Annotated in this window: 21 protein-coding genes and 3 tRNA genes; 21 read left to right on the top strand and 3 right to left on the bottom strand. The window is 68.2% G+C overall.

The genetic code is table 11. The features are described 5' to 3' along the window. Positions 1-253 precede the first annotated feature (253 nt). The 6 genes from IE239_RS20170 (at position 254) to IE239_RS20145 (ending at position 3,053) form a co-directional block, all read left to right on the top strand. Positions 254-326, top strand: a tRNA-Thr gene (locus tag IE239_RS20170). 46 nt (positions 327-372) lie between these two features. Further along, positions 373-445: transfer RNA gene (locus tag IE239_RS20165), tRNA-Met, on the top strand. 88 nt (positions 446-533) lie between these two features. After that, positions 534-698, top strand: coding sequence for a 50S ribosomal protein L33 (gene rpmG / locus IE239_RS20160; protein WP_003948671.1), 165 nt, complete (start codon positions 534-536; stop codon positions 696-698). 134 nt (positions 699-832) lie between these two features. Then, positions 833-1,315 (top strand): MaoC family dehydratase N-terminal domain-containing protein, encoded by a 483-nt coding sequence (locus tag IE239_RS20155; RefSeq protein WP_190150738.1) that lies wholly within the window; start codon positions 833-835, stop codon positions 1,313-1,315. 8 nt (positions 1,316-1,323) lie between these two features. Then, on the top strand, positions 1,324-1,752 hold the full coding sequence (locus tag IE239_RS20150; protein ID WP_190150737.1) for a MaoC family dehydratase: 429 nt from the start codon (positions 1,324-1,326) through the stop codon (positions 1,750-1,752). Between the two features lie 245 nt (positions 1,753-1,997). Beyond that, positions 1,998-3,053 carry a UDP-N-acetylmuramate dehydrogenase gene (locus tag IE239_RS20145; RefSeq protein ID WP_190150736.1) on the top strand — a complete coding sequence of 352 codons (1,056 nt, stop codon included), beginning with the start codon at positions 1,998-2,000 and terminating at the stop codon, positions 3,051-3,053. A 140-nt stretch (positions 3,054-3,193) separates the two neighbouring features. Here the strand turns inward: IE239_RS20145 and IE239_RS20140 are convergent, their stop codons facing one another. Both IE239_RS20140 and IE239_RS20135 read right to left on the bottom strand, forming a co-directional pair. Next, positions 3,194-4,225, bottom strand: coding sequence for an adenosine deaminase (locus tag IE239_RS20140; RefSeq protein WP_190150735.1), 1,032 nt, complete (start codon positions 4,223-4,225; stop codon positions 3,194-3,196). A gap of 137 nt (positions 4,226-4,362) precedes the next feature. Then, positions 4,363-5,589 carry a pyridoxal phosphate-dependent aminotransferase gene (locus IE239_RS20135; protein ID WP_190150734.1) on the bottom strand — a complete coding sequence of 409 codons (1,227 nt, stop codon included), beginning with the start codon at positions 5,587-5,589 and terminating at the stop codon, positions 4,363-4,365. A gap of 260 nt (positions 5,590-5,849) precedes the next feature. On the opposite strand from IE239_RS20135, the gene IE239_RS20130 reads away from it, so the two are divergent. The 11 genes from IE239_RS20130 to IE239_RS20080 all read left to right on the top strand — a co-directional run bounded on the left by IE239_RS20130 (position 5,850) and on the right by IE239_RS20080 (position 20,175). Next, positions 5,850-5,922: transfer RNA gene (locus tag IE239_RS20130), tRNA-Trp, on the top strand. 114 nt (positions 5,923-6,036) lie between these two features. Continuing rightward, positions 6,037-6,324 (top strand): preprotein translocase subunit SecE, encoded by a 288-nt coding sequence (secE, locus tag IE239_RS20125; RefSeq protein WP_190150733.1) that lies wholly within the window; start codon positions 6,037-6,039, stop codon positions 6,322-6,324. Positions 6,325-6,404: 80 nt separating this feature from the next. Beyond that, a complete protein-coding gene (nusG, locus tag IE239_RS20120) occupies positions 6,405-7,259 on the top strand; it encodes a transcription termination/antitermination protein NusG (RefSeq protein WP_190150732.1) in 855 nt (284 codons plus the stop codon). 171 nt (positions 7,260-7,430) lie between these two features. Then, a complete protein-coding gene (rplK, locus tag IE239_RS20115; RefSeq protein WP_005481290.1) occupies positions 7,431-7,865 on the top strand; it encodes a 50S ribosomal protein L11 in 435 nt (144 codons plus the stop codon). 80 nt (positions 7,866-7,945) lie between these two features. After that, positions 7,946-8,671 carry a 50S ribosomal protein L1 gene (rplA, locus tag IE239_RS20110; protein ID WP_189925263.1) on the top strand — a complete coding sequence of 242 codons (726 nt, stop codon included), beginning with the start codon at positions 7,946-7,948 and terminating at the stop codon, positions 8,669-8,671. A 144-nt stretch (positions 8,672-8,815) separates the two neighbouring features. Beyond that, positions 8,816-9,781, top strand: coding sequence for an SCO4651 family lipoprotein (locus tag IE239_RS20105; RefSeq protein ID WP_190150731.1), 966 nt, complete (start codon positions 8,816-8,818; stop codon positions 9,779-9,781). Between the two features lie 172 nt (positions 9,782-9,953). Beyond that, positions 9,954-10,781 carry an SCO4651 family lipoprotein gene (locus IE239_RS20100; protein ID WP_190150730.1) on the top strand — a complete coding sequence of 276 codons (828 nt, stop codon included), beginning with the start codon at positions 9,954-9,956 and terminating at the stop codon, positions 10,779-10,781. A 285-nt stretch (positions 10,782-11,066) separates the two neighbouring features. Continuing rightward, positions 11,067-11,597, top strand: coding sequence for a 50S ribosomal protein L10 (gene rplJ / locus IE239_RS20095; protein ID WP_069770411.1), 531 nt, complete (start codon positions 11,067-11,069; stop codon positions 11,595-11,597). A 125-nt stretch (positions 11,598-11,722) separates the two neighbouring features. After that, on the top strand, positions 11,723-12,103 hold the full coding sequence (rplL, locus tag IE239_RS20090) for a 50S ribosomal protein L7/L12 (protein WP_190150729.1): 381 nt from the start codon (positions 11,723-11,725) through the stop codon (positions 12,101-12,103). Between the two features lie 576 nt (positions 12,104-12,679). Next, positions 12,680-16,165, top strand: coding sequence for a DNA-directed RNA polymerase subunit beta (gene rpoB / locus IE239_RS20085; protein ID WP_190150728.1), 3,486 nt, complete (start codon positions 12,680-12,682; stop codon positions 16,163-16,165). Between the two features lie 110 nt (positions 16,166-16,275). Next, the gene (locus IE239_RS20080) at positions 16,276-20,175 is read left to right on the top strand and encodes a DNA-directed RNA polymerase subunit beta' (RefSeq protein ID WP_190150727.1); all 3,900 of its coding nucleotides are present in this window, start codon (positions 16,276-16,278) and stop codon (positions 20,173-20,175) included. A gap of 263 nt (positions 20,176-20,438) precedes the next feature. Here the strand turns inward: IE239_RS20080 and IE239_RS20075 are convergent, their stop codons facing one another. Then, entirely contained in the window at positions 20,439-21,716 is a 1,278-nt protein-coding gene (locus tag IE239_RS20075; RefSeq protein WP_190150726.1) for a putative hexosyltransferase, read from the bottom strand. Between the two features lie 197 nt (positions 21,717-21,913). Here IE239_RS20075 and IE239_RS20070 point away from each other — a divergent pair, with 197 nt between their 5' ends. The 4 genes from IE239_RS20070 to fusA all read left to right on the top strand — a co-directional run bounded on the left by IE239_RS20070 (position 21,914) and on the right by fusA (position 26,237). After that, positions 21,914-22,969, top strand: coding sequence for a glycosyltransferase family 2 protein (locus IE239_RS20070; RefSeq protein ID WP_190150772.1), 1,056 nt, complete (start codon positions 21,914-21,916; stop codon positions 22,967-22,969). Positions 22,970-23,225: 256 nt separating this feature from the next. Beyond that, positions 23,226-23,597 carry a 30S ribosomal protein S12 gene (gene rpsL, locus IE239_RS20065; RefSeq protein ID WP_003948652.1) on the top strand — a complete coding sequence of 124 codons (372 nt, stop codon included), beginning with the start codon at positions 23,226-23,228 and terminating at the stop codon, positions 23,595-23,597. Between the two features lie 3 nt (positions 23,598-23,600). Continuing rightward, positions 23,601-24,071, top strand: coding sequence for a 30S ribosomal protein S7 (gene rpsG, locus IE239_RS20060; protein ID WP_020132641.1), 471 nt, complete (start codon positions 23,601-23,603; stop codon positions 24,069-24,071). Between the two features lie 39 nt (positions 24,072-24,110). Next, entirely contained in the window at positions 24,111-26,237 is a 2,127-nt protein-coding gene (gene fusA / locus IE239_RS20055; RefSeq protein WP_190150725.1) for an elongation factor G, read from the top strand. The last annotated feature ends 69 nt before the right edge of the window (positions 26,238-26,306 follow it).

The raw sequence follows: 26,306 nt of genomic DNA, 5'->3' as shown, positions 1-26,306 counted from the left end.
GGTGACGCAGCACACACTGAGGTCGCAGGCGTCGCGCAGGGGACGCGTGATCACGCAGAGTGAGTCGAGCCTAGGACGGTGATCCGGTGCGGGCGGGGAGGAGCGCAATAGTCGTACCGGTGTGGCCCACCGTTGCGGGAGAGGTCGGGGAGGCTGCTGGGACCTCGGGAGACGGTCCCCCGGGCGGTCCCGGACGGCCCCGCGAAACGGATTTGGGTGAACGGCTGCGGACCGTGTAATGTCTTCATCGCTCGCCCCAATAGCTCAGTCGGTAGAGCGTCTCCATGGTAAGGAGAAGGTCTACGGTTCGATTCCGTATTGGGGCTCTGGTGGGTGAGGTTCCCGTCGCGAGGCGGGGCCCGATCCCATCAAAGCGGTGTAGCTCAGTCGGTAGAGCAAGCGGCTCATAATCGCTGTGTCACCGGTTCAAGTCCGGTCACCGCTACTGACAGTAGCCGATTGTGGGGTCGGTCCTTCGATCGGCTACTCTTCTATGCGTTAATCGTCCCATCCGTTCGTCAAGGAGCACTCCTGTGGCTGCCACCGACGTCCGCCCGAAGATCACGCTGGCCTGCGTGGAGTGCAAGGAGCGGAACTACATCACCAAGAAGAACCGGCGTAACAACCCGGACCGACTGGAGATGAAGAAGCACTGCCCGCGTTGCAACGCGCACACCGCGCACCGCGAAACGCGATAGAAATCAGGCTCGTATGCGAGGCCGTCCCCGAGTGATCGGGGGCGGCCTCGCGTCGTTGAGCGACCAGTACCAGTCAGTAGAGCGACGCGGTTCCAGAGCAGCGGCGCAGAGCGAATCAGGAGGTGCCGACGCCCATGGCGCTCGACCAGTCCTTCGTCGGGCGGACCTACCCGCCCACCGACCCCTATGAGGTCGGCCGGGAGAAGATCCGCGAGTTCGCCGAAGCCGTCGGGGACGCCCATCCGGCGTACACCGACCCGGACGCCGCCAAGGCTCTCGGCCATCCGGATGTCATCGCGCCGCCGACCTTCGTGTTCTCGATCACCTTCAAGGCGGCCGGACAGGTCGTCCAGGACCCTCAGCTGGGCCTGGACTACAGCCGTGTGGTGCACGGAGACCAGAAGTTCGCCTACCGGCGCCCGGTGCGCGCCGGTGACCGGCTCACGGTCACCTCGACCATCGAGGCCGTGAAGTCCATGGCGGGCAACGACATCCTGGACATTCGCGGCGAGGTGCACGACGAGGCCGGTGAGCACGTGGTGACCGCCTGGACCAAGCTCGTCGCCCGCGCGGCGGAGCCGGCGGAAGCCGTGGCGCAGGCCGACGGAAAGGCGTGAGGAATCCGATGACGGCGAAGATCGCTTACGACGACGTCGAGGTCGGCACCGAACTGCCGGCCCAGTCCTTCCCCGTGAACCGCGCCACGCTCGTGCAGTACGCGGGGGCGTCCGGGGACTTCAACCCCATCCACTGGAACGAGAAGTTCGCCAAGGAGGTGGGCCTGCCGGACGTCATCGCGCACGGCATGTTCACCATGGCCGAGGCGATCCGCGTCGTCACCGACTGGACCGGCGACCCGGGCGCGCTCGTGGACTACGGCGTCCGCTTCACCAAGCCCGTCGTGGTCCCGAACGACGACCGGGGCGCGGTCATCGAGGTGACCGGCAAGGTCGGCGCCAAGCTCGACGACAACACCGTGCGGGTCGACCTGACGGTGACCAGCGCAGGGCTGAAGGTCCTCGGGATGTCCCGGGCCGTCGTACGACTGGCCTGAGGACGGCCGGCAGCGGGCGCTGCCGTGAGGGGCGTCGTCCCGGGCGGTTCTTGGGTTCCGGGGACGCCCCTCACGCGTTCCCGGCGTCCTCCCGGCGTCGCCCCCTTCCCGAAGGCTGCCGGTCCGGCCCCTTCCCGAAGGCCGCCGGTCCGGCCGCAGGCCCTCGGCACCGGCGGTGGGCAGCGGGCGGTCGGCGGCCGACGCCTGGCCGGACTCGCGTCCGTCCCGTCTCGTAGGCTGGGCGCGTGCAGGAACTCCATGACGCCCCGCTCGCCCCGCTGACCACCTTCCGGCTGGGCGGTCCCGCCGCCAGGCTGGTGACCGCGACGACCGACGCCGAGGTGGTCGCCGCCGTGCGCGAGGCCGACGCCGACGGCACGCCGCTGCTGATCGTCGGCGGCGGCTCGAACCTCGTCATCGGCGACAAGGGTTTTCCGGGCACCGCCCTGCGGATCGCCACGCGCGGCTGTGAACTCGTCGGGACACGGCTCGAACTGGCCGCCGGAGAGGTGTGGACCGACGCCGTCGCCCGCACCGTGGAGGCCGGGCTCGCCGGCGTCGAGTGCCTGGCCGGAATCCCCGGCTCGGCGGGCGCCACCCCGATCCAGAACGTCGGGGCGTACGGCCAGGAGGTCTCCTCGACGATCGCCGAGGTCGTCGCCTACGACCGCCGGGCGGGCGAGACGGTCGTGCTCGCCGGAGCGGAGTGCGCCTTCTCCTACCGTCACAGCCGCTTCAAAGCCGACCCCGAGCGGTACGTCGTGCTGCGCGTCCGCTTCGAGCTGGAGGACGCGGACGGGCTGTCGGCACCGCTGAAGTACGCCGAGACGGCACGCGCGCTGGGGGTCGAGCCCGGGGACCGCGTGCCACTCGCCGACGCCCGCGAGACCGTGCTGAAGCTGCGTGCCGGGAAGGGCATGGTCCTGGACGCGGAGGACCACGACACCTGGTCGGCCGGCTCGTTCTTCACCAACCCGATCCTCACCGAGGCCGACTTCGCCGTGTTCCACGCGCGTGTGCGGGAACGGCTCGGCGAGTCGGTGGAGCCCCCTGCCTACCCGGCGGGGCAGGGACACACCAAGACCTCCGCGGCCTGGCTGATCGACAAGGCGGGCTTCACCAAGGGATACGGCAGCGGACCCGCCCGCATCTCCACGAAGCACACCCTCGCCCTCACCAACCGCGGTGCGGCCACCGCGGACGATCTGCTGGCGCTGGCCCGTGAGGTGGTCGCCGGGGTGCGTGAGGCCTTCGGCATCACCCTGGTCAACGAGCCCGTGATGGTGGGCGTCGAGCTGTAGGGCCCGTCCGCCCCCTGTCCGGCCCTCCGCCGGCAAGCCACCCTCACCCCCGCCTTCCCCCTTCCCGGGCCGGGCCGGGCCGGCCACCGGGGCCGGCCCGGGACCTCTCCAGCCGGCCCGAGGCGTCGGTGGGTCGGCTCTCAGGACGCCAGCCAGTCGTCCACGCCTGCCAGCAGCTTCTGCCGTACGTCCTCCGGCGCCGCCGAACCCCGTACCGACTGCCGGGCCAGTTCGGCCAACTCCTCGTCCGTGAAGGCGTGGTGGTCGCGGGCGATGTCGTACTGGGCCGCCAGGCGCGAACCGAACAGCAGCGGGTCGTCGGCGCCCAGGGCCATCGGCACCCCGGCGTCGAAGAGGGTCCGCAGCGGCACGTCCTCCGGCTTCTCGTACACCCCGAGAGCCACGTTCGACGCGGGGCAGACCTCACAGGTCACGCCCCGCTCGGCGAGCTTCCTCAGCAGCCGGGGGTCCTCGGCCGCCCGCACCCCGTGCCCCAGGCGGTCGGCGTGCAGGTCGTCCAGGCAGTCCCGGACGGACGACGGACCGGTCAGCTCGCCGCCGTGCGGGGCGGACAGCAGCCCGGCGTCCCGCGCGATCGCGAACGCCCGGTCGAAGTCCCGCGCCATGCCCCGGCGTTCGTCGTTCGACAGCCCGAAGCCGATCACCCCGCGGTCGGCGTAGCGCACGGCCAGCCGGGCCAGGGTCCGCGCGTCCAGCGGGTGCTTCATCCGGTTCGCCGCGACCAGCACCCGCATCCCGAGCCCGGTCTCGCGCGAGGTCGTCTCCACCGCGTCGAGGATGACCTCCAGCGCCGGGATCAGCCCGCCCAGGCGGGGGGCGTACGACGTCGGGTCGACCTGGATCTCCAGCCAGCCCGAGCCGTCCTTCAGGTCCTCCTCCGCCGCCTCCCGCACCAGCCGCTGTATGTCCTCCGGCTCCCGCAGGCAGGAACGCGCCGCGTCGTACAGACGCTGGAAGCGGAACCAGCCCCGCTCGTCGGTCGCCCGCAGCTTCGGCGGTTCCCCGCTCGTCAGCGCCTCGGTCAGCGCCTCGGGCAGGCGCACGCCGTGCTTGTCGGCCAGTTCCAGCACGGTGGTGGGCCGCATCGAACCGGTGAAGTGCAGGTGCAGATGGGCTTTCGGCAGTTCAGAGACATCACGTACGCGCTCCATCCAGGAATCCTGCCGTACGCGGGTGTCGTCCGGGTAGCCGATTCCCCGAACGTGGTCTTGCTCGCACACGGCAGCGGGCCGCCTCCCGAAGGAGACGGCCCGTTCGCGCCGCTCGCGTGAGCAGGCTGCGCGGCTGTTCAGTCCCTGGCCTCCGCCAGCAGCTTCTGGATGCGGCTCACGCCCTCGACGAGGTCCTCGTCGCCCAGCGCGTACGACAGGCGCAGGTACCCCGGGGTGCCGAAAGCCTCGCCCGGCACCACCGCGACCTCGGCCTCCTCCAGGATGAGCGCGGCCAGCTCGACCGTGTCCTGTGGACGCTTCCCGCGGATCTCCTTGCCGAGCAGCGCCTTCACGGACGGGTACGCGTAGAACGCGCCCTCGGGCTCCGGGCAGAGCACGCCGTCGATCTCGTTGAGCATGCGCACGATCGTCTTGCGGCGCCGGTCGAACGCCTCGCGCATCTTCTCCACGGCCGACAGGTCCCCGGAGACGGCGGCCAGCGCGGCGACCTGCGCCACGTTGGAGACGTTGGAGGTGGCGTGCGACTGCAGGTTCGTCGCGGCCTTGACGACGTCCTTGGGGCCGATGATCCAGCCCACCCGCCAGCCGGTCATCGCATACGTCTTGGCGACGCCGTTGACGACGACGCACTTGTCGCGCAGCTCGGGGACGACCGCCGGCAGCGAGGTGAACGTCGCGTCGCCGTAGACGAGGTGCTCGTAGATCTCGTCCGTCATCACCCACAGGCCGTGCTCGACGGCCCAGCGGCCGATCGCCTCGGCGTCCTCGGCGCTGTAGACCGCGCCGGTCGGGTTCGACGGGGAGACGAAGAGCACGACCTTCGTCTTCTCGGTGCGCGCCGCCTCCAGCTGCTCGACGGAGACCCGGTAGCCGGTGGTCTCGTCGGCCACGACGTCCACGGGGACGCCGCCGGCCAGCCGGATCGACTCCGGGTACGTCGTCCAGTACGGCGCCGGGACGATGACCTCGTCGCCCGGGTCGAGGATCGCCGCGAAGGCCTCGTAGATGGCCTGCTTGCCGCCGTTGGTGACGAGGATCTGCGAGGCGTCGACCTCGTAGCCGGAGTCGCGCAGCGTCTTGGCGGCGATGGCGGCCTTCAGTTCGGGCAGACCGCCGGCCGGCGTGTACCGGTGGTACTTCGGGTTCTTGCAGGCCTCGACGGCCGCCTCGACGATGTAGTCCGGGGTCGGGAAGTCGGGCTCGCCGGCGCCGAAGCCGATCACCGGCCGCCCGGCGGCCTTCAGGGCCTTGGCCTTGGCGTCCACGGCGAGGGTGGCGGACTCGGAGATCGCGCCGACGCGGGCGGAGACCCGGCGCTCGGTGGGAGGGGTTGCAGCGCTCATGCGTCCCATGGTTTCAGACCGGAAACCACCCCGGCACACGGGTTTCACCTACTGAACATGTACGGGCAAAGGCCTGAACATCCGTCCGGATTCGCTTCTCCTCCTGGGCGATCTTCCGCCGAAGAGGTATCCGCAGGCCCATTACGTTCGACGAGGCGCTCAAGACCACGTACACTCACACGTCGTTGGCCTTCGACAGCCGCGCCCCCCAGGTGCACACCGAGCACCCGGTCGGATGCGGTACGTTGGGGGACACACAAAGGGTCGTAGCTCAATTGGTAGAGCACTGGTCTCCAAAACCAGCGGTTGGGGGTTCAAGTCCCTCCGGCCCTGCTACACACTCCGTCACCAGGATGTGTGCGCAGCGCATGTACGTACAGCAATGCACTCGCCGTGCGGCTCACACCGGGCGCGGCACGGCCACGACCCGGGAACAGGTGAGGACGAATGGCAGACGCCGTGGGCTCCATCGACACGCCTGATGCCCAGGACGAGGCGCCTGAGGCGAAGAAGAAGGCCCGCAAGGGCGGTAAGCGGGCCAAGAAGGGCCCGCTGAAGCGCCTCGCGATCTTCTACCGCCAGATCATCGCGGAACTCCGCAAGGTCGTATGGCCGACGCGCAACCAACTGACGACGTACACGACCGTGGTGATCGTCTTCGTCGTCGTCATGATCGGCCTGGTGACCGTGATTGACTATGGACTCAGCCACGCCGCCAAGTACGTCTTCGGCTGATCCAAGAGCGAAGGGCGCCGAGGTATCCGGCGCCCCTTTCGCATGTTCCACCCCTATGTATCCAGGAAGAAGCAGCCACCGTGTCTGACCAGAACCTGAACGAGGACGTCGAGTCCGTGGACGACGAGCTCGACATCGTCGAGGGCGCGGACGAGGGCCTGGACGAGTTCGAGGCTGCCGAGGCCGAAGCGGGCGAGCCCGCCGAGGAAGCCGCGCTCCACGTCGAGGACGAGGACGCCGAGAACGCCGACGACGAGGAAGCCGACGAGGCTCCCCTCGACGTGGCCGAGGCCGAGGAAGAAGAGCCGGCCGAGCCTGTCGACCCCGTCGCCGCCCTGCGCGAGGAGCTGCGCACCCTCCCCGGCGAGTGGTACGTCATCCACACGTACGCCGGTTACGAGAACCGCGTGAAGACCAACCTGGAGCAGCGCGCCGTCTCGCTGAACGTCGAGGACTTCATCTTCCAGGCCGAGGTGCCGCAGGAAGAGGTCGCGCAGATCAAGAACGGCGAGCGCAAGACCATCCGTCAGAACAAGCTCCCGGGCTACGTCCTGGTGCGCATGGACCTGACGAACGAGTCCTGGGGCGTCGTCCGCAACACCCCTGGTGTGACCGGCTTCGTGGGCAACGCCTACGACCCGTACCCGCTGACCCTGGACGAGATCGTCAAGATGCTCGCGCCGGAGGCCGAGGAGAAGGCCGCCCGTGAGGCCGCCGAGGCCGAGGGCAAGCCGGCTCCGGCCCGCAAGGTCGAGGTCCAGGTGCTGGACTTCGAGGTGGGCGACTCGGTCACCGTCACCGACGGCCCGTTCGCGACGCTGCAGGCCACGATCAACGAGATCAACGCGGACTCGAAGAAGGTCAAGGGTCTCGTCGAGATCTTCGGCCGCGAGACCCCGGTCGAGCTGAGCTTCGACCAGATCCAGAAGAACTAGCTCCTTCTGGAACCCACGCCTCCGAACAGGTCAGGCGGGCTGTCACAGCTCGCCTGACCTGCTCGGTTTTTGGCCGCGCATGGATACCCGTTATCGTTGTGCGGTATGCCTCCATCCGGATCATCCGGACCGGACGGCTGAAAAAACTCTCACTAGGACCCGGAGAGAGCAATGCCTCCCAAGAAGAAGAAGGTCACGGGGCTCATCAAGCTCCAGATCAACGCCGGTGCGGCGAACCCGGCCCCGCCGGTCGGCCCCGCGCTCGGCCAGCACGGCGTCAACATCATGGAGTTCTGCAAGGCCTACAACGCCGCGACCGAGTCGCAGCGTGGCTGGGTGATCCCGGTGGAGATCACGGTCTACGAGGACCGCTCCTTCACCTTCGTCACCAAGACGCCGCCGGCCGCGAAGATGATCCTCAAGGCCGCGGGTGTCGAGAAGGGCTCGGGCGAGCCGCACAAGACCAAGGTCGCCAAGATCACCGAGGCGCAGGTCCGTGAGATCGCCACGACCAAGCTGCCCGACCTGAACGCCAACGACCTGGACGCCGCGTCGAAGATCATCGCCGGCACCGCCCGTTCCATGGGCATCACCGTCGAGGGCTGACCTCACCCCCCGTACCAGCAGAAGTGTGGAAGGGCCTGCTCGGCCCGGACCACGACTCCTCAGAATCACCAGGAGCAGTAGTGAGCAAGCGCAGCAAGTCTCTCCGCGCTGCGGACGCCAAGATCGACCGGGAGAAGCTCTACGCCCCGCTCGAGGCCGTCCGTCTCGCCAAGGAGACCTCCACGAGCAAGTTCGACGGCACCGTCGAGGTCGCCTTCCGCCTGGGCGTCGACCCGCGCAAGGCCGACCAGATGGTCCGTGGCACCGTGAACCTGCCGCACGGCACCGGCAAGACCGCCCGGGTCCTGGTCTTCGCGACCGGTGACCGTGCTGCGGCCGCAGAGGCCGCGGGCGCCGACATCGTCGGCTCCGACGAACTGATCGACGAGGTCGCGAAGGGCCGTCTGGACTTCGACGCCGTCGTCGCCACCCCGGACCTCATGGGCAAGGTCGGCCGCCTCGGCCGCGTGCTCGGTCCGCGTGGTCTGATGCCGAACCCGAAGACCGGCACCGTCACCCCCGACGTGGCCAAGGCCGTCACCGAGATCAAGGGCGGCAAGATCGAGTTCCGCGTCGACAAGCACTCGAACCTGCACTTCATCATCGGCAAGTCGTCCTTCGACGACGAGAAGCTGGTGGAGAACTACGGCGCGGCGCTGGAGGAGATCCTCCGTCTGAAGCCGTCCGCCGCCAAGGGTCGTTACATCAAGAAGGCCGCGATCAGCACCACGATCGGCCCCGGCATCCAGGTCGACCCGAACCGCACCCGCAACCTCCTCGTCGAGGAGGACCCGGCCGCGGTCTGAGCCTGACAGCTCACCCTCAGTCGGTGACGAGCCCCGCAGCCTTTCGAGGCGCGGGGCTCGTCCCTTTTGCCGTACGTCGCTTTCCCGTACGGGTGTCAGTGCCGTGAGTTAACGTGCAGTGACGGGAATCTGGGGGGTGAGCGAATGAAGCGGGCGACCGTGCGCCGGGCGGGGCTGTCGATCGTTGCCGTGGTGCTGTTCGCGGGGGTGACGGCCTGCGGCTCCGACGGATCCGACGGCTCCCGCGACGCCAGGGGCTCCGGGGGGTCCGCGGAGTCGAGGGAGACCAGAGGCGCCGGCGGGGGCGGCGGGGAGGGCGGCCCCCGGCTCAGTCCGGTCGCGGCCCTGCGCACCGCAGAGAAGTCCACCGACGGCGCAGACTCGGCGAGGGTCGAGTCCAGCACGACCATCGGCTCCCTGATGTCGATGACCGCCGACGGCGCCCTCGGCTGGGACGACGGTCTCACCGGCGCCCTCACCATCACGTACACCGGCGGCACCGTCGCCGACACGATGCGCCAGCTGGGCACGACGTCGATGCAGGCCCGCTATCTGCCCGACGCGTACTACGCCAGGATGGGCGACGCCTTCGCACGGCAGACCGGCGGCAGGCACTGGATCAAGTACGCGTACGACGACCTGAAGAGCCTCGGCGGCGGCTCCGGCGCGTATCTGAAGGACCAGATGACCCACACCACCCCCAACCAGTCGGTCAAGCTGCTGCTGGCCTCGGGGGACGTGCGCCAGGTCGGCACGGAGAAGGTGCGGGGCCGGAACACCACGCACTACGCGGGGACGGTCGAGGTGGCCGACCTCGCCGGGCGGAACTCCAACCTCAGCCGCAGCCAGCTCGACGACCTGAGGAAGACGCTGGAACAGGCCGGCGTGACCACCGAGACGGTCGACATCTGGGTCGACGACCGGGACCTGCTGGTCAAGAAGGTGGAGCGGGGCCAGACGACGCAGGGCGGCTACACCCAGACCGCCTACTACACCGACTACGGCACCGAGGTCTCGGCGAAGGTCCCCCCGGCGGCCGACACCACGGACTTCACGGAGCTGGTCCGGCAGCAGGGGGCAGAAGGCCAGGGGGCGGGGAGCGGCTCGTAATCCACAGGACCCCCACCGCCCCCCTGGGATACCTTCACGGTCTTGCTGTGATGCGACCGTGCGCTCCCTGTGGGTGTTCTCTGCATGGATCCTCTGTGCGGGCCCCCTGCATGGATCCTCTGTGCGGGTTCTCTCCGCGGGTGCCGCGGTCCGGGTTTCTGGGGGAAGTTGAATGAGGTCTTCCGTGGGTGTCCTCGGGCTGTCCGCGCTGCTCGTCACCGGGTGCGCGGCGGTGGGCGGCGCCGAGAGCGGGGGTGGGGGCGACCCGGCGGCCGCGGCCGCCGTCACCCGGGCCGCCCGGAAGGCGGAGGAGCCCGTCTCCCTGCGCTACCGGATGACCGGCCGGACGCCGGAGGAGGGCCGGATCAAGGGCGAGGCGGCGATCGGCGTCAAGCCGCCGGCGATGAGCCTGAAGTCCACCGTGCTCAGCGGGCCCGCCCGCGGCACCGGAGAGTTCCGGCTGGTCGGAGGGGCGCTGTACGTGGGCTCCGACCAGCCCGGCCAGGGCGGCAAGCACTGGATCAGGTTCGGCGCGCCGGGCAGATCCGGCGCCGCGCGCGGTCTCGGGGCCGGCACGGGCACGATGGCGGACCGGGTCCGCGACAACCCCTCCCACGAGAGCGGTTTCCTCGCCGCCGCCGACGACCTGAAGAAGGCGGGCGTCGAGACCGTCGGGGGCGTCAGCACCGCCCACTACACCGGCACCGCCACCGTCGACGCCATCCGCGCCTCGTACAAGGACGACGGGGCGACCGTCCGGCAGCGGACGGAGAAGAGCCTCGCCCAGTACGAGAAGCTGGGCGTCGACGAACTCACCATGGACCTGTGGACCGATGCCCAGGACCGCACCCGGCAGCTGCGCATGCAGGGCTTCGGGCGGCACGGCCGGCTCGACCTCACCCTCACGTTCACCGACTTCGGCAAGCCCGTGACCGTGAAGGCCCCGCCGGCCTCGGACACCGTGGACCTGGCCGAGGAGCTGGGGAAGGCCGGCCGCTGAGGTGGTCCGTACGGGCGGATTTGCTTGACGGCGACCGGTTCACGTACTCTCCACGAGAAGCCAAAGACCGCTGGTCGTTGCCGTTCTCTCGCAGGAGGGGGCGGTGGCCGAAGGATCCGCTGCAATGCGGACGACCCGCGCAGGTGTCAGTGGATGTGCTCCCGAGAGAAATCCTCCCACGGAATTCTTGCGGTCGAGCTACGCCCCGTGCGCCTGCGCCGGGGCGTTTCGTCTGTCACAGCCCCTTCTGAGCGGTCCTCATCACCCGGAAGGAGGCCGACGCTCATGGCAAGGCCCGACAAGGCTGCCGCGGTAGCCGAGCTGACGGAGTCGTTCCGCAGCTCGAACGCCGCCGTGCTGACCGAGTACCGGGGTCTCACCGTGGCGCAGCTCAAGACGCTGCGTCGTTCGCTCGGTGAGAACGCCCAGTACGCCGTGGTGAAGAACACGCTGACCAAGATTGCGGCCAACGAGGCCGGGATCAACACGCTGGACGACCTTTTCAACGGTCCGACGGCGGTCGCCTTCATCACCGGTGACCCGGTGGAGTCGGCGAAGGGTCTTCGTGACTTCGCCAAGGACAACCCGAACCTCGTCATCAAGGGCGGTGTCCTTGACGGCAAGGCGCTGTCCGCCGACGAGATCAAGAAGCTTGCGGACCTCGAGTCCCGCGAGGTTCTGCTCAGCAAGCTGGCGGGTGCCTTCAAGGGTAAGCAGACTCAGGCTGCTCAGCTCTTCCAGGCGCTTCCCTCGAAGCTCGTCCGCACCGTGGACGCTCTTCGTGCCAAGCAGGCCGAGCAGGGCGGTGCCGAGTAATTCGGCTCCCGAAATGACCGCCGCCTGAGGCAGCCCGCCTGAAGCAGCGGTCGTAGCGGGCCGAACGTACGCCCGCCAGACATGTACATACCGGCACCAGCCGAATTAGTGGAAGGAAAGCCGTCATGGCTCTCACCCAGGACGAACTGCTCGCCGAGTTCGAGGGCATGACCCTCATCCAGCTCTCCGAGTTCGTGAAGGCGTTCGAGGAGAAGTTCGACGTCACCGCCGCCGCCGCGGTCGCCGTCGCCGGCCCCGCCGCCCCGGGCGCCCCGGTCGAGGCCGTTGAGGAGCAGGACGAGTTCGACGTCATCCTCACCGGCGCCGGCGAGAAGAAGATCCAGGTCATCAAGGTCGTGCGCGAGCTGACCTCCCTGGGTCTGAAGGAGGCCAAGGACCTCGTGGACGGCGCTCCGAAGCCCGTTCTCGAGAAGGTCGCCAAGGAGGCCGCGGACAAGGCTGCCGAGTCCCTCAAGGCCGCCGGCGCCTCGGTCGAGGTCAAGTAACACCCCGCGGCCGGAGACGGCCGCGAGCGCAGGCTGAAACTTCCCCTCCGGGGGCTGTAACGCCCACGCACCGAAGAGCGATCATCCATCTGGGTGGTCGCTCTTCGTCGTTCCCTGGGGTGCGGCCACGGTTACCTTGCACCCCTCTGAGCGGGGGGTATGGTGATCTTCGTCGTGTCTCCGAGCGCCCCGGTTCGCGCAGGGGGGCCTTGACGAACCGCACGCAGCGCGCAATTCTCAGGACGCGTCGTCACAACGATCCGAATCCGAGGCATGGATCGGCGACGAAGAGGGCAGTATCACCGTGCGTTGAGGGCTACCGGACAGAGGGCGTTGAGAACCACGAGGGTCGCGAATAACCCGCACTGGACATCAGTGTGCCAACTGGCTACACTGACCCTTTGCGCTGCCTGTTAGCTGTCCCCTGCCCGTCACCAGGGGCATGCCCTCCCTTGAACCCGGACGATCAGACGTCTCCCACCTGGCCATCTGCCAGATCGGGAACTGTCCGTCTCCGTGCGCGAGAGAGGGGCCGGTACGCGCGTAGTGAGTCCGAGCCCTCGGAAGGACCCCCTCTTGGCCGCCTCGCGCAACGCCTCGACCGCGAATACGAACAACGCCGCCAGCACCGCCCCGCTGCGCATCTCCTTTGCAAAGATCAAGGAGCCCCTCGAGGTTCCCAACCTGCTCGCGCTGCAGACCGAGAGCTTTGACTGGCTGCTCGGGAACACCGCCTGGCAGAGTCGGGTCGAGGCGGCTCTGGAGTCCGGTCAGGACGTCCCCACGAAGTCGGGTCTGGAGGAGATCTTCGAGGAGATCTCCCCGATCGAGGACTTCTCCGGGTCGATGTCGCTGACTTTCCGCGACCACCGTTTCGAGCCGCCGAAGAACAGCATCGACGAGTGCAAGGACCGTGACTTCACGTACGCGGCCCCGCTCTTCGTGACGGCCGAGTTCACGAACAACGAGACCGGCGAGATCAAGTCCCAGACGGTCTTCATGGGCGACTTCCCGCTCATGACGAACAAGGGCACCTTCGTCATCAACGGCACCGAGCGTGTCGTGGTGTCGCAGCTGGTCCGTTCGCCGGGTGTCTACTTCGACTCCTCCATCGACAAGACGTCCGACAAGGACATCTTCTCCGCCAAGATCATCCCCTCTCGGGGCGCCTGGCTGGAGATGGAGATCGACAAGCGCGACATGGTCGGTGTCCGCATCGACCGCAAGCGCAAGCAGTCCGTCACCGTTCTCCTGAAGGCTCTCGGCTGGACCACCGAGCGGATCCTCGAGGAGTTCGGCGAGTACGAGTCCATGCGCGCCACCCTGGAGAAGGACCACACCCAGGGCCAGGACGACGCGCTGCTGGACATCTACCGCAAGCTGCGTCCGGGCGAGCCCCCCACGCGTGAGGCCGCGCAGACGCTGCTCGAGAACCTCTACTTCAACCCCAAGCGCTACGACCTCGCGAAGGTCGGCCGCTACAAGGTCAACAAGAAGCTGGGTGCGGAGGCGCCGCTCGACGCGGGCGTCCTGACCGTCGAGGACGTCATCTCGACGATCAAGTACCTGGTGAAGCTGCACGCCGGCGAGACCGAGACGGCCGCGGACAACGGCACGACGATCGTCGTCGAGACCGACGACATCGACCACTTCGGCAACCGTCGTCTGCGCAGCGTCGGCGAGCTCATCCAGAACCAGGTCCGCACGGGTCTGGCGCGTATGGAGCGTGTCGTCCGCGAGCGGATGACGACTCAGGACGTCGAGGCGATCACGCCGCAGACCCTGATCAACATCCGGCCGGTCGTCGCCTCCATCAAGGAGTTCTTCGGCACCAGCCAGCTGTCGCAGTTCATGGACCAGAACAACCCGCTGTCGGGGCTCACCCACAAGCGCCGTCTGTCGGCGCTCGGTCCGGGTGGTCTCTCCCGTGAGCGGGCCGGCTTCGAGGTCCGTGACGTGCACCCGTCCCACTACGGACGCATGTGCCCGATCGAGACGCCCGAAGGCCCGAACATCGGTCTGATCGGTTCGCTCGCCTCCTACGGCCGGGTCAACGCGTTCGGCTTCGTGGAGACGCCCTACCGCCGGGTCACCGACGGTGTCGTCACCGACGAGGTCGACTACCTGACGGCCGACGAGGAAGACCGCTTCGTCATCGCGCAGGCCAACGCCACGCTCGACGACGACATGCGCTTCACCGAGAACCGCGTCCTGGTCCGCCGTCGTGGCGGCGAGGTCGACTACGTCCCCGGTGACGACGTGGACTACATGGACGTCTCGCCGCGCCAGATGGTGTCGGTCGCGACCGCCATGATCCCGTTCCTCGAGCACGACGACGCCAACCGTGCCCTCATGGGCGCGAACATGATGCGTCAGGCCGTGCCGCTCATCAAGAGCGAGTCCCCGCTCGTCGGCACCGGCATGGAGTACCGCTCCGCCGTCGACGCCGGCGACGTGGTCAAGGCCGAGAAGGACGGTGTGGTCCAGGAGGTCTCCGCGGACTACATCACCACGACCAACGACGACGGCACGTACATCACGTACCGCCTGGCCAAGTTCTCGCGCTCCAACCAGGGCACCTCGGTCAACCAGAAGGTCATCGTCAACGAGGGCGACCGGATCATCACCGGTCAGGTCCTCGCCGACGGCCCGGCCACCGAGAACGGCGAGATGGCGCTGGGCAAGAACCTGCTCGTGGCGTTCATGCCGTGGGAGGGTCACAACTACGAGGACGCGATCATCCTGTCGCAGCGCCTCGTGCAGGACGACGTCCTCTCCTCGATCCACATCGAGGAGCACGAGGTCGACGCCCGTGACACCAAGCTCGGCCCCGAGGAGATCACCCGAGACATCCCGAACGTCTCCGAGGAGGTCCTCGCCGACCTCGACGAGCGCGGCATCATCCGCATCGGCGCCGAGGTCGTGGCCGGCGACATCCTGGTCGGCAAGGTCACGCCCAAGGGCGAGACCGAGCTGACCCCGGAGGAGCGCCTGCTGCGCGCGATCTTCGGCGAGAAGGCCCGTGAGGTCCGTGACACCTCGCTGAAGGTGCCGCACGGCGAGATCGGCAAGGTCATCGGCGTCCGCGTCTTCGACCGTGAGGAAGGCGACGAGCTGCCGCCGGGCGTGAACCAGCTGGTTCGCGTCTACGTGGCGCAGAAGCGCAAGATCACGGACGGTGACAAGCTCGCCGGCCGTCACGGCAACAAGGGTGTCATCTCCAAGATCCTGCCCATCGAGGACATGCCGTTCCTCGAGGACGGGACCCCGGTCGACATCATCCTCAACCCGCTGGGCGTGCCGTCCCGAATGAACCCGGGACAGGTGCTGGAGATCCACCTCGGCTGGCTCGCCAGCCGCGGCTGGGACGTCTCCGGGCTCGGCGAGGACTGGGCGCAGCGCCTGCAGGTCATCGGCGCCGACCAGGTCGCCCCGGGCACCAACGTCGCCACCCCGGTGTTCGACGGCGCCCGTGAGGACGAGCTCGCGGGTCTGCTGCAGCACACCATCCCGAACCGCGACGGCGAGCGCATGGTGCAGCCGACCGGCAAGGCGAGGCTGTTCGACGGCCGCTCCGGTGAGCCGTTCCCGGACCCGATCTCCATCGGGTACATGTACATCCTGAAGCTGCACCACCTGGTCGACGACAAGCTGCACGCCCGTTCGACCGGCCCGTACTCGATGATCACCCAGCAGCCGCTGGGCGGTAAGGCGCAGTTCGGCGGTCAGCGCTTCGGTGAGATGGAGGTGTGGGCGCTGGAGGCATACGGCGCCGCGTACGCCCTCCAGGAGCTCCTGACCATCAAGTCCGACGACGTCACCGGCCGCGTGAAGGTCTACGAGGCCATCGTCAAGGGCGAGAACATCCCTGAGCCCGGCATCCCCGAGTCCTTCAAGGTGCTCATCAAGGAGATGCAGTCTCTCTGCCTGAACGTGGAGGTGCTGTCCAGCGACGGTATGTCCATCGAGATGCGTGACACCGACGAGGACGTCTTCCGCGCGGCGGAGGAGCTCGGCATCGACCTGTCCCGGCGCGAGCCGAGCAGCGTCGAAGAGGTCTGACGGGAGTCCGGTCCGGAGGTTCGGCGATGAAGATCCCTGAACCTCCGGCCGGCCCCGGGACCCCCGTATCAGACCCCAAGACTTACAACCCTGAGAGGGATTGACGCATAGTGCTCGACGTCAACTTCTTCGACGAGCTCCGGATCGGTCTGGCTACCGCTGACGACATCCGTCAGTGGAGCCACGGCGAGGTCAAGAAGCCCGAGACCATCAACTACCGCACGCTCAAGCCCGAAAAGGACGGACTCTTCTGCGAGAAGATCTTCGGTCCGACCCGGGACTGGGAGTGCTACTGCGGCAAGTACAAGCGCGTCCGCTTCAAGGGCATCATCTGTGAGCGCTGCGGCGTCGAGGTGACCCGCGCCAAGGTGCGTCGTGAGCGGATGGGCCACATCGAACTGGCCGCCCCCGTCACCCACATCTGGTACTTCAAGGGCGTCCCGAGCCGTCTGGGCTACCTGCTCGACCTGGCTCCCAAGGACCTCGAGAAGGTCATCTACTTCGCGGCGTACATGATCACGTTCGTCGACGACGAGCGCCGCACGCGGGACCTGCCCTCGCTGGAGGCGCACGTCTCCGTCGAGCGTCAGCAGATCGAGAACCGTCGCGACTCCGACCTGGAGGCCCGCGCCAAGAAGCTCGAGACCGACCTGGCCGAGCTGGAGGCCGAGGGCGCCAAGGCCGACGTGCGCCGCAAGGTGCGCGAAGGCGCCGAGCGCGAGATGAAGCAGCTGCGCGACCGCGCGCAGCGCGAGATCGACCGTCTCGACGAGGTGTGGACCCGGTTCAAGAACCTCAAGGTCCAGGACCTCGAGGGCGACGAGCTCCTCTACCGCGAGCTGCGTGACCGCTTCGGCACGTACTTCGACGGTTCGATGGGCGCCGCGGCGCTGCAGAAGCGCCTGGAGTCCTTCGACCTCGACGAGGAGGCCGAGCGCCTCCGCGAGATCATCCGCACCGGCAAGGGCCAGAAGAAGACCCGTGCGCTCAAGCGCCTCAAGGTCGTCTCCGCGTTCCTGCAGACCAGCAACAGCCCCAAGGGCATGGTGCTCGACTGCGTGCCGGTCATCCCGCCGGACCTCCGCCCGATGGTGCAGCTGGACGGTGGCCGCTTCGCGACCTCCGACCTGAACGACCTGTACCGCCGTGTGATCAACCGCAACAACCGTCTGAAGCGGCTTCTCGACCTCGGCGCGCCCGAGATCATCGTGAACAACGAGAAGCGCATGCTCCAGGAGGCCGTCGACGCGCTCTTCGACAACGGCCGTCGTGGTCGCCCGGTCACGGGCCCCGGCAACCGTCCGCTGAAGTCGCTGTCCGACATGCTCAAGGGCAAGCAGGGCCGCTTCCGTCAGAACCTGCTCGGCAAGCGTGTGGACTACTCCGCGCGTTCCGTGATCGTCGTCGGTCCGCAGCTGAAGCTGCACCAGTGCGGTCTGCCGAAGGCGATGGCGCTGGAGCTGTTCAAGCCGTTCGTGATGAAGCGGCTCGTGGACCTCAACCACGCGCAGAACATCAAGAGCGCCAAGCGCATGGTGGAGCGCGGCCGCACGGTCGTGTACGACGTCCTCGAAGAGGTCATCGCCGAGCACCCGGTTCTGCTGAACCGTGCTCCCACCCTGCACCGCCTCGGCATCCAGGCCTTCGAGCCGCAGCTGGTCGAGGGCAAGGCCATCCAGATCCACCCGCTCGTCTGCACCGCGTTCAACGCGGACTTCGACGGTGACCAGATGGCCGTCCACCTGCCGCTCTCCGCGGAGGCGCAGGCCGAGGCCCGCATCCTGATGCTGTCCTCGAACAACATCCTCAAGCCCGCCGACGGCCGTCCGGTGACGATGCCGACCCAGGACATGGTCCTCGGTCTGTTCTTCCTCACCACCGACGGCGAGCTGCGCGACACCAAGGGCGAGGGCCGGTCCTTCGGCTCCTCGGCCGAGGCGATCATGGCGTTCGACGCCGGTGAGCTCGCGCTGCAGTCGCCGATCGACATCCGCTTCCCGGTGGGCACCATCCCGCCGCGTGGCTGGACGCCGCCGGCGCGGGAGGAGGGCGAGCCCGAGTGGCAGCAGGGTGACACCTTCCGGCTGCGGACGACCCTGGGCCGCGCGCTCTTCAACGAGCTGCTGCCCGAGGACTACCCGTTCGTCGACTACTCGGTGGGCAAGAAGCAGCTCTCCGAGATCGTCAACGACCTGGCCGAGCGCTACCCCAAGGTCATCGTGGCGGCGACGCTCGACAACCTGAAGGCGGCCGGCTTCTACTGGGCGACCCGTTCCGGTGTCACCGTGGCCATCTCCGACGTCGTCGTCCCCGAGGCGAAGAAGGAGATCGTCAAGGGTTACGAGGCGCAGGACGAGAAGGTCCAGAAGCAGTACGAGCGCGGTCTGATCACCAAGGAAGAGCGCACGCAGGAGCTCATCGCGATCTGGACCAAGGCGACCAACGAGGTCGCCGAGGCGATGAACGCGAACTTCCCCAAGACCAACCCCATCTTCATGATGGTCGACTCGGGCGCCCGAGGAAACATGATGCAGATGCGGCAGATCGCGGGTATGCGCGGTCTGGTGTCGAACGCGAAGAACGAGACCATCCCGCGTCCGATCAAGGCCTCCTTCCGTGAGGGCCTGTCCGTGCTGGAGTACTTCATCTCCACGCACGGCGCCCGTAAGGGTCTGGCGGACACCGCCCTGCGTACCGCCGACTCGGGTTACCTGACCCGTCGTCTGGTGGACGTCTCGCAGGACGTCATCATCCGCGAGGAGGACTGCGGCACCGAGCGCGGTCTGAAGCTGAAGATCGCCGTCCGCGGCGAGGACGGCGTCCTGCGCAAGACGGACGACGTCGAGACCAGCGTCTACGCCCGCATGCTCGCCGAGGACGTCGTCATCGACGGCAAGGTGATCGCGCCGGCCAACGTGGACCTGGGTGACGTGCTCATCGACCAGCTCGTGCGCCACGGCGTCGAGGAGGTCAAGACCCGCTCGATCCTGACCTGTGAGTCGCAGGTCGGCACGTGCGCCATGTGCTACGGCCGTTCGCTGGCCACCGGCAAGCTGGTCGACATCGGTGAGGCGGTCGGCATCATCGCCGCCCAGTCCATCGGTGAGCCCGGCACCCAGCTGACGATGCGTACCTTCCACACCGGTGGTGTGGCCGGTGACGACATCACGCAGGGTCTGCCGCGTGTCGTCGAGCTCTTCGAGGCCCGTACCCCGAAGGGTGTCGCCCCGATCTCCGAGGCCTCCGGCCGCGTGCGGATCGAGGAGACCGAGAAGACGAAGAAGATCGTCATCACGCCGGACGACGGCAGCGACGAGACGGCGTTCCCGATCTCGAAGCGCGCCCGTCTCCTGGTCAGCGAGGGCGAGCACGTCGAGGTGGGCCAGAAGCTCACCGTGGGCGCCACCAACCCGCACGACGTGCTGCGCATCCTGGGTCAGCGTGCCGTCCAGGTCCACCTGGTCGGCGAGGTCCAGAAGGTGTACAACTCGCAGGGCGTGTCGATCCACGACAAGCACATCGAGATCATCATCCGGCAGATGCTGCGCCGTGTGACGATCATCGAGTCCGGCGACGCCGAGCTGCTGCCCGGCGAGCTCGTCGAGCGCTCGAAGTTCGAGGTCGAGAACCGTCGTGTGGTGCAGGAGGGCGGTCACCCGGCCTCCGGTCGTCCGCAGCTCATGGGTATCACCAAGGCCTCGCTGGCCACGGAGTCCTGGCTGTCGGCGGCGTCCTTCCAGGAGACGACCAGGGTCCTGACGGACGCGGCGATCAACGCCAAGTCCGACTCCCTGATCGGCCTCAAGGAGAACGTCATCATCGGTAAGCTCATCCCGGCCGGTACGGGTCTGTCCCGCTACCGCAACATCCGGGTCGAGCCGACCGAGGAGGCCAAGGCCGCGATGTACTCGGCCGTCGGCTACGACGACATCGACTACTCGCCGTTCGGCACGGGCTCCGGCCAGGCCGTTCCGCTGGAGGACTACGACTACGGTCCGTACAACCAGTAAGGCGTGCGTCTGACGTACTGAAGGGCGGTCTCCCCGTGTTCCACGGGGGACCGCCCTTCGGCGTGTCCGGGACAGTGCCTGCCCGGCGTTCTACCGGGCTGCGGGCACGGCCACGGCTACGAGTGCCCGGGCTCGTGCGAGAGGCGCGCAGGCCGCCCGGACGCACCACGACCGAGCGCGGTGGCGGGCCGGCGGTGGCGGCTGCCGGCGGTGTCGGTGGCGGCTGTCTGCGGGCGGACGTGCGCTTCCGTCGCCCCGAGCGGTTACGGGATTCCCAGTTCGAAGATGACGAAGTGGGCGTACCAGCCCGAGGCGACGGCCGCGGTGGCGAAGAACACCGTCAGGCTCGGCCACTTCAGCCGGCTCATCGCCGCCGCCGGAGCCAGGAGGAGCGGGAAGACCGGGAGCAGGTAGCGGCCCGTGTTGCCGAACATCTGCTGGGTCCCCAGGACGGCGACGACGCTGGCCAGGGTGTACGCGACCAGCACCAGCGGCGGCTTCCTGCGCAGCATCAGCGCGATCAGGAAGGGCAGCGCCAGGACCAGCTGGACGGCCAGCAGGTCGGGCACGGAGAACGCGAACAGGTAGTCGTGGCGCCCGATCGCCGTGTTGCCCAGCACGTCCAGGGTGTACGCGCCGAAGTCGAAGTAGTGCGCCCAGCCCTCGCGCTGGAGCGTGAAGTACGCGGTGAGATCGCCCGCGGCGAGGCCGACCCAGGTGACATAGGTGAGCAGGCCCAGCGGTGCGGCGATCATGGCGTACACCGGCCCGGCGACACCGTGCTCGCGTCTGCTCTGCGGCCGGGCGAGGGTGACGATCGCGGCGAGCCCGACCGCGCCGATGAGCGCGGCGGAGGTCGGCCGGTTGAGCCCGGCCAGGAACGCGAGCAGTCCCGCGGCCACCCAGTGGCGCTTCATGACGCAGTAGCAGCACCAGGCGGCGATGGCGACGAACACCGACTCCGAGTAGACCGCCCACTCCACGCCCGCACCGGGCACCAGCGCCCACAGGCCGGCGGCGATCGTGCCGGCCCGCGCGCCGGCCAGCGTCGAGATCACCGCGTACACACCGGCGGCCGCGACGAAGGAGGCCAGGACCGAGACCGCCATCGCCGAGCCGTACAGGCCGAGGCCGGTGATCTCGGACACGCCCCGGATCAGGCCCGGATAGAGGGGGAAGAAGGCGACGGAGTTCTGCTGGACGGTGAACAGCCCGCCGGGCTCCAGCGGCACCAGCGGGCCGGGATCGTAACCCTTCTCGGCGACCTGGAGGTACCACCAGCCGTCCCAGGTGGCGAGCACGTCCCACCAGTGCGCGCCGCCGCCGAAGCGCGGGTTCTTCTTCTGGTACTCGTCGGCCGCGTCGAGGAGGCCGACGAACACGGTCAGTCCCACGAGCTTGGTGACGCCGTAGAGGAGCAGCGGGGCAAGGTACGGTCGTACCCCGTCGGGCAGGGTGGGGCGGCGCAGTCGCCGCGACGCCTCCGTCGGCCCGTCGGGCACGGCCGGGTCCGTCGCCGTGTCGCTGGAAGCCGTGCTCATGGCTGGGGTCCCCCTCGGCCGATCGCCGGACACCCGGGGGCGGCGCGGTGGTCCGGATGATCGTGACGTTCGGTCATCAGAGTGCGGTCATAAGATCGCAACAGAGTCGCACATGTGCGCCACAGGTGGGGGGAGGACGGGTGTCCGAAGCGCCGACGACCACGGCCGCGGCGACCGTCTTGTCGGTCGTCATACCCATGTACAACGAGGAAGAAGTCCTTCCCGCACTGGTCAACCGGTTGCGCCCGGTCCTCGCCGGCCTCGGCGTCCCGTACGAGGTCGTCGCCGTCGACGACGGCAGCACGGACCGCACGGCCGCACTCCTGGACGCCTTCCGGCTCGGCTGGCCGGAGCTGCGGGTCATCGGTCTGCGCCGTAACTCCGGTCACCAGGCCGCCCTCACCGCCGGCCTCGACCGGGCCGTCGGAGCCTATGTCGTCAGTATCGACGCCGATCTGCAGGACCCGCCCGAGAAGATCCCCGACATGCTCGTGCTGGCCCGTGCCGACCACCTCGACATCGTGTACGGCATCCGGGCCGACCGGGCGAGCGACACCGGCTTCAAGCGGTGGACGGCGGGCCTGTACTACCGCCTCGTGCGCCGCCTGGCGGGCCCGTCCGTGCCGGCCCAGGCCGGTGACTTCCGGCTGCTGAGCAGGGCCGCGGTGGACGCCCTGAAGGCGCTGCCGGACCAGCAGCGCGTCTACCGGCTCCTCGTGCCCTGGCTGGGCTTTCCCAGCGGCGAGGTCACCTACGAGCGCGCCCCGCGGCCGGCGGGCCAGAGCAAGTACCCCCTGGGCCGGATGATCCGGCTGGCCGTGGACAGCGTCACGGGGTTCTCGGCGGCGCCGCTGCGCATCGCCACCTGGCTGGGCGGTGTCGCGTTCCTGGTCTGCCTCGGGCTGATGGTCTACACGCTGAGCGCGCACGCCTTCCAGCACACCGTTCCGGGCTGGACGTCCCTGTTCATCGGCGTGCTCTTCATCGGCGCGGTCCAGCTGGTCTGCGTGGGTCTGCTGGGCGAGTACGTGGGCCGTATCTACACGGCCGTGCAGAACCGTCCGACGTATTTCGTCGGCCACGACACGGCGGCCACGTCGGGCACCGCGACCGCGACCGCGACCACGACCGCGGGGACGCCGGGGACGGCGGCGATGACGGCGGACCCGGGCGGGCCGCTTCCGGCGGCGGCCCCGGCGGGCGACGCGGACTCCCCGGCCCCGCCGGCGCAAAGGCTCGGGCAGCGTTCCTGAACCCCCGGCGTGTCGACGGCGGGGGTTCTGTTTTGACCGGAGTGGATGCGCTAGGTACGCTCAGACCTTGTGCCTGGGGTGTGCCCTGGCCCTCGTGCGTGTCTTCAGCCGCATGCGGGCCTCAAGCAGTGGCCACCGCGATCCGCGCCTTCTTCTGCCTCGCGGCGGAAGTCCGCGGGTCCGACACACCCGACCGCGTGGGTCGGAGAAGTTCCAGGTTAGCTTCACCATTCGGCACACAGAAACCGGAGAAGTAGTGCCTACGATCCAGCAGCTGGTCCGTAAGGGCCGGCAGGACAAGGTCGAGAAGAACAAGACGCCCGCACTCGAGGGTTCGCCCCAGCGTCGCGGCGTCTGCACGCGTGTGTTCACGACCACCCCGAAGAAGCCGAACTCGGCCCTGCGTAAGGTCGCGCGTGTGCGTCTGACCAGCGGGATCGAGGTCACCGCTTACATTCCGGGTGAGGGACACAACCTGCAGGAGCACTCCATCGTGCTCGTGCGTGGTGGCCGTGTGAAGGACCTGCCCGGTGTTCGCTACAAGATCATCCGCGGTTCCCTCGACACCCAGGGTGTCAAGAACCGCAAGCAGGCCCGCAGCCGCTACGGCGCCAAGAAGGAGAAGTAAACAATGCCTCGTAAGGGCCCTGCCCCGAAGCGCCCGGTCATCATCGACCCGGTCTACGGTTCTCCTCTTGTCACGTCGCTCATCAACAAGGTGCTGCTGAACGGCAAGCGCTCCACCGCCGAGCGCATCGTCTACGGCGCCATGGAGGGCCTGCGCGAGAAGACCGGCAACGACCCGGTCATCACGCTGAAGCGCGCTCTCGAGAACATCAAGCCGACCATCGAGGTCAAGTCCCGCCGTGTCGGTGGCGCGACCTACCAGGTCCCGATCGAGGTCAAGCCCGGCCGCGCGAGCACCCTGGCGCTGCGCTGGCTCGTCGGCTACTCCCGCGCCCGTCGCGAGAAGACCATGACCGAGCGCCTGCTCAACGAGCTTCTCGACGCGTCCAACGGCCTCGGCGCCGCTGTGAAGAAGCGCGAGGACACCCACAAGATGGCCGAGTCCAACAAGGCCTTCGCGCACTACCGCTGGTAGTCGCTACCCACATCGAGACCGAGAGAAGACTGAAGCCTTATGGCTACCACTTCACTTGACCTGGCCAAGGTCCGCAACATCGGGATCATGGCCCACATCGACGCGGGCAAGACGACCACCACCGAGCGGATCCTGTTCTACACCGGCGTCTCCTACAAGATCGGTGAGGTCCACGACGGCGCCGCGACCATGGACTGGATGGAGCAGGAGCAGGAGCGTGGCATCACGATCACCTCTGCTGCCACCACCTGTCACTGGCCGCTGGACGACGTCGACCACACCATCAACATCATCGACACCCCGGGCCACGTCGACTTCACCGTCGAGGTGGAGCGTTCGCTGCGCGTGCTCGACGGTGCGGTGACGGTGTTCGACGGCGTCGCGGGTGTCGAGCCCCAGTCCGAGACCGTCTGGCGTCAGGCGGACCGCTACGGCGTGCCGCGTATCTGCTTCGTCAACAAGCTCGACCGGACCGGTGCCGAGTTCCACCGCTGTGTCGACATGATCAGCAGCCGCCTGGGTGCGACGCCGATCGTGATGCAGCTCCCGATCGGTGCCGAGGCCGACTTCAAGGGCGTCGTCGACCTGGTCACGATGAAGGCCTTCGTGTGGTCCGCCGAGGCGGAGAAGGGCGAGATGTACGACGTCGTCGACATCCCGGCCACCCACACCGAGGCTGCCGAGGAGTACCGCGGCAAGCTCGTCGAGACCGTCGCCGAGAACGACGACGAGATCATGGAGCTGTACCTGGAGGGCCAGGAGCCTTCCGTGGAGCAGCTGTACGCCGCGATCCGTCGTATCACCATCGCGTCCGGCAAGTCCGACGGCGTCACGGTCACCCCCGTGTTCTGCGGTACCGCGTTCAAGAACAAGGGCGTCCAGCCCCTGCTCGACGCGGTCGTGCGCTACCTCCCCTCCCCCCTGGACGTCGAGGCCATCGAAGGCCACGACGTGAAGGACCCGGAGCTGGTCGTCAAGCGCAAGCCGTCCGAGGACGAGCCGCTGTCGGCGCTCGCGTTCAAGATCATGAGCGACCCGCACCTCGGCAAGCTCACCTTCGTCCGGGTCTACTCGGGCCGCCTGGTGTCCGGCACTGCCGTGCTGAACTCCGTCAAGGGCAAGAAGGAGCGCATCGGCAAGATCTACCGCATGCACGCGAACAAGCGTGAGGAGATCGAGGCGGTCGGCGCCGGCGACATCGTCGCCGTCATGGGTCTGAAGCAGACCACGACCGGCGAGACGCTGTGCGACGACAAGGCGCCCGTGATCCTGGAGTCCATGGACTTCCCGGCTCCGGTCATCCAGGTCGCCATCGAGCCCAAGTCGAAGGGCGACCAGGAGAAGCTGGGCATCGCGATCCAGCGCCTGGCCGAGGAGGACCCGTCGTTCCAGGTCCACTCGGACGAGGAGACCGGCCAGACCATCATCGGCGGCATGGGCGAACTGCACCTCGAGGTGCTGGTCGACCGTATGCGCCGTGAGTTCAAGGTCGAGGCCAACGTCGGCAAGCCGCAGGTCGCCTACCGCGAGACCATCCGCAAGGCGGTCGACCGGGTCGACTACACGCACAAGAAGCAGACCGGCGGCACCGGCCAGTTCGCCAAGGTGCAGATCGCGATCGAGCCGATCGAGGGCGGCGACGCCTCGTACGAGTTCGTGAACAAGGTGACCGGTGGTCGTATCCCGAAGGAGTACATCCCTTCGGTCGACGCCGGTGCGCAGGAGGCCATGCAGTTCGGCATCCTCGCCGGTTACGAGATGACCGGCGTGCGCGTCACCCTGCTCGACGGTGGCTACCACGAGGTGGACTCCTCCGAGCTCGCGTTCAAGATCGCCGGTTCGCAGGCCTTCAAGGAGGCCGCCCGCAAGGCCAGCCCCGTGCTGCTCGAGCCGATGATGGCCGTCGAGGTCACCACGCCCGAGGACTACATGGGTGAGGTCATCGGCGACATCAACTCCCGCCGTGGTCAGATCCAGGCCATGGAGGAGCGGGCCGGTGCCCGCGTCGTCAAGGGCCTGGTGCCCCTGTCGGAGATGTTCGGCTACGTCGGCGACCTCCGCAGCAAGACGTCGGGTCGCGCGAGCTACTCGATGCAGTTCGACTCCTACGCCGAGGTTCCCCGGAACGTCGCCGAGGAGATCATCGCGAAGGCCAAGGGCGAGTAACGCACCGCGTTCGCACGCTTTAGGCTTGACTCCGGAGCCTCTGGGGCAACCACCCGCATTCGTCAAGGA

Origin of the sequence: Streptomyces humidus, from assembly GCF_014649655.1 — a bacterium.
Taxonomy (GTDB): Bacteria; Actinomycetota; Actinomycetes; order Streptomycetales; family Streptomycetaceae; genus Streptomyces; species Streptomyces humidus.
The sequence above is the reverse complement of the archived record's forward strand: the minus strand, read 5'-3'. Positions and strand labels throughout refer to the sequence as shown.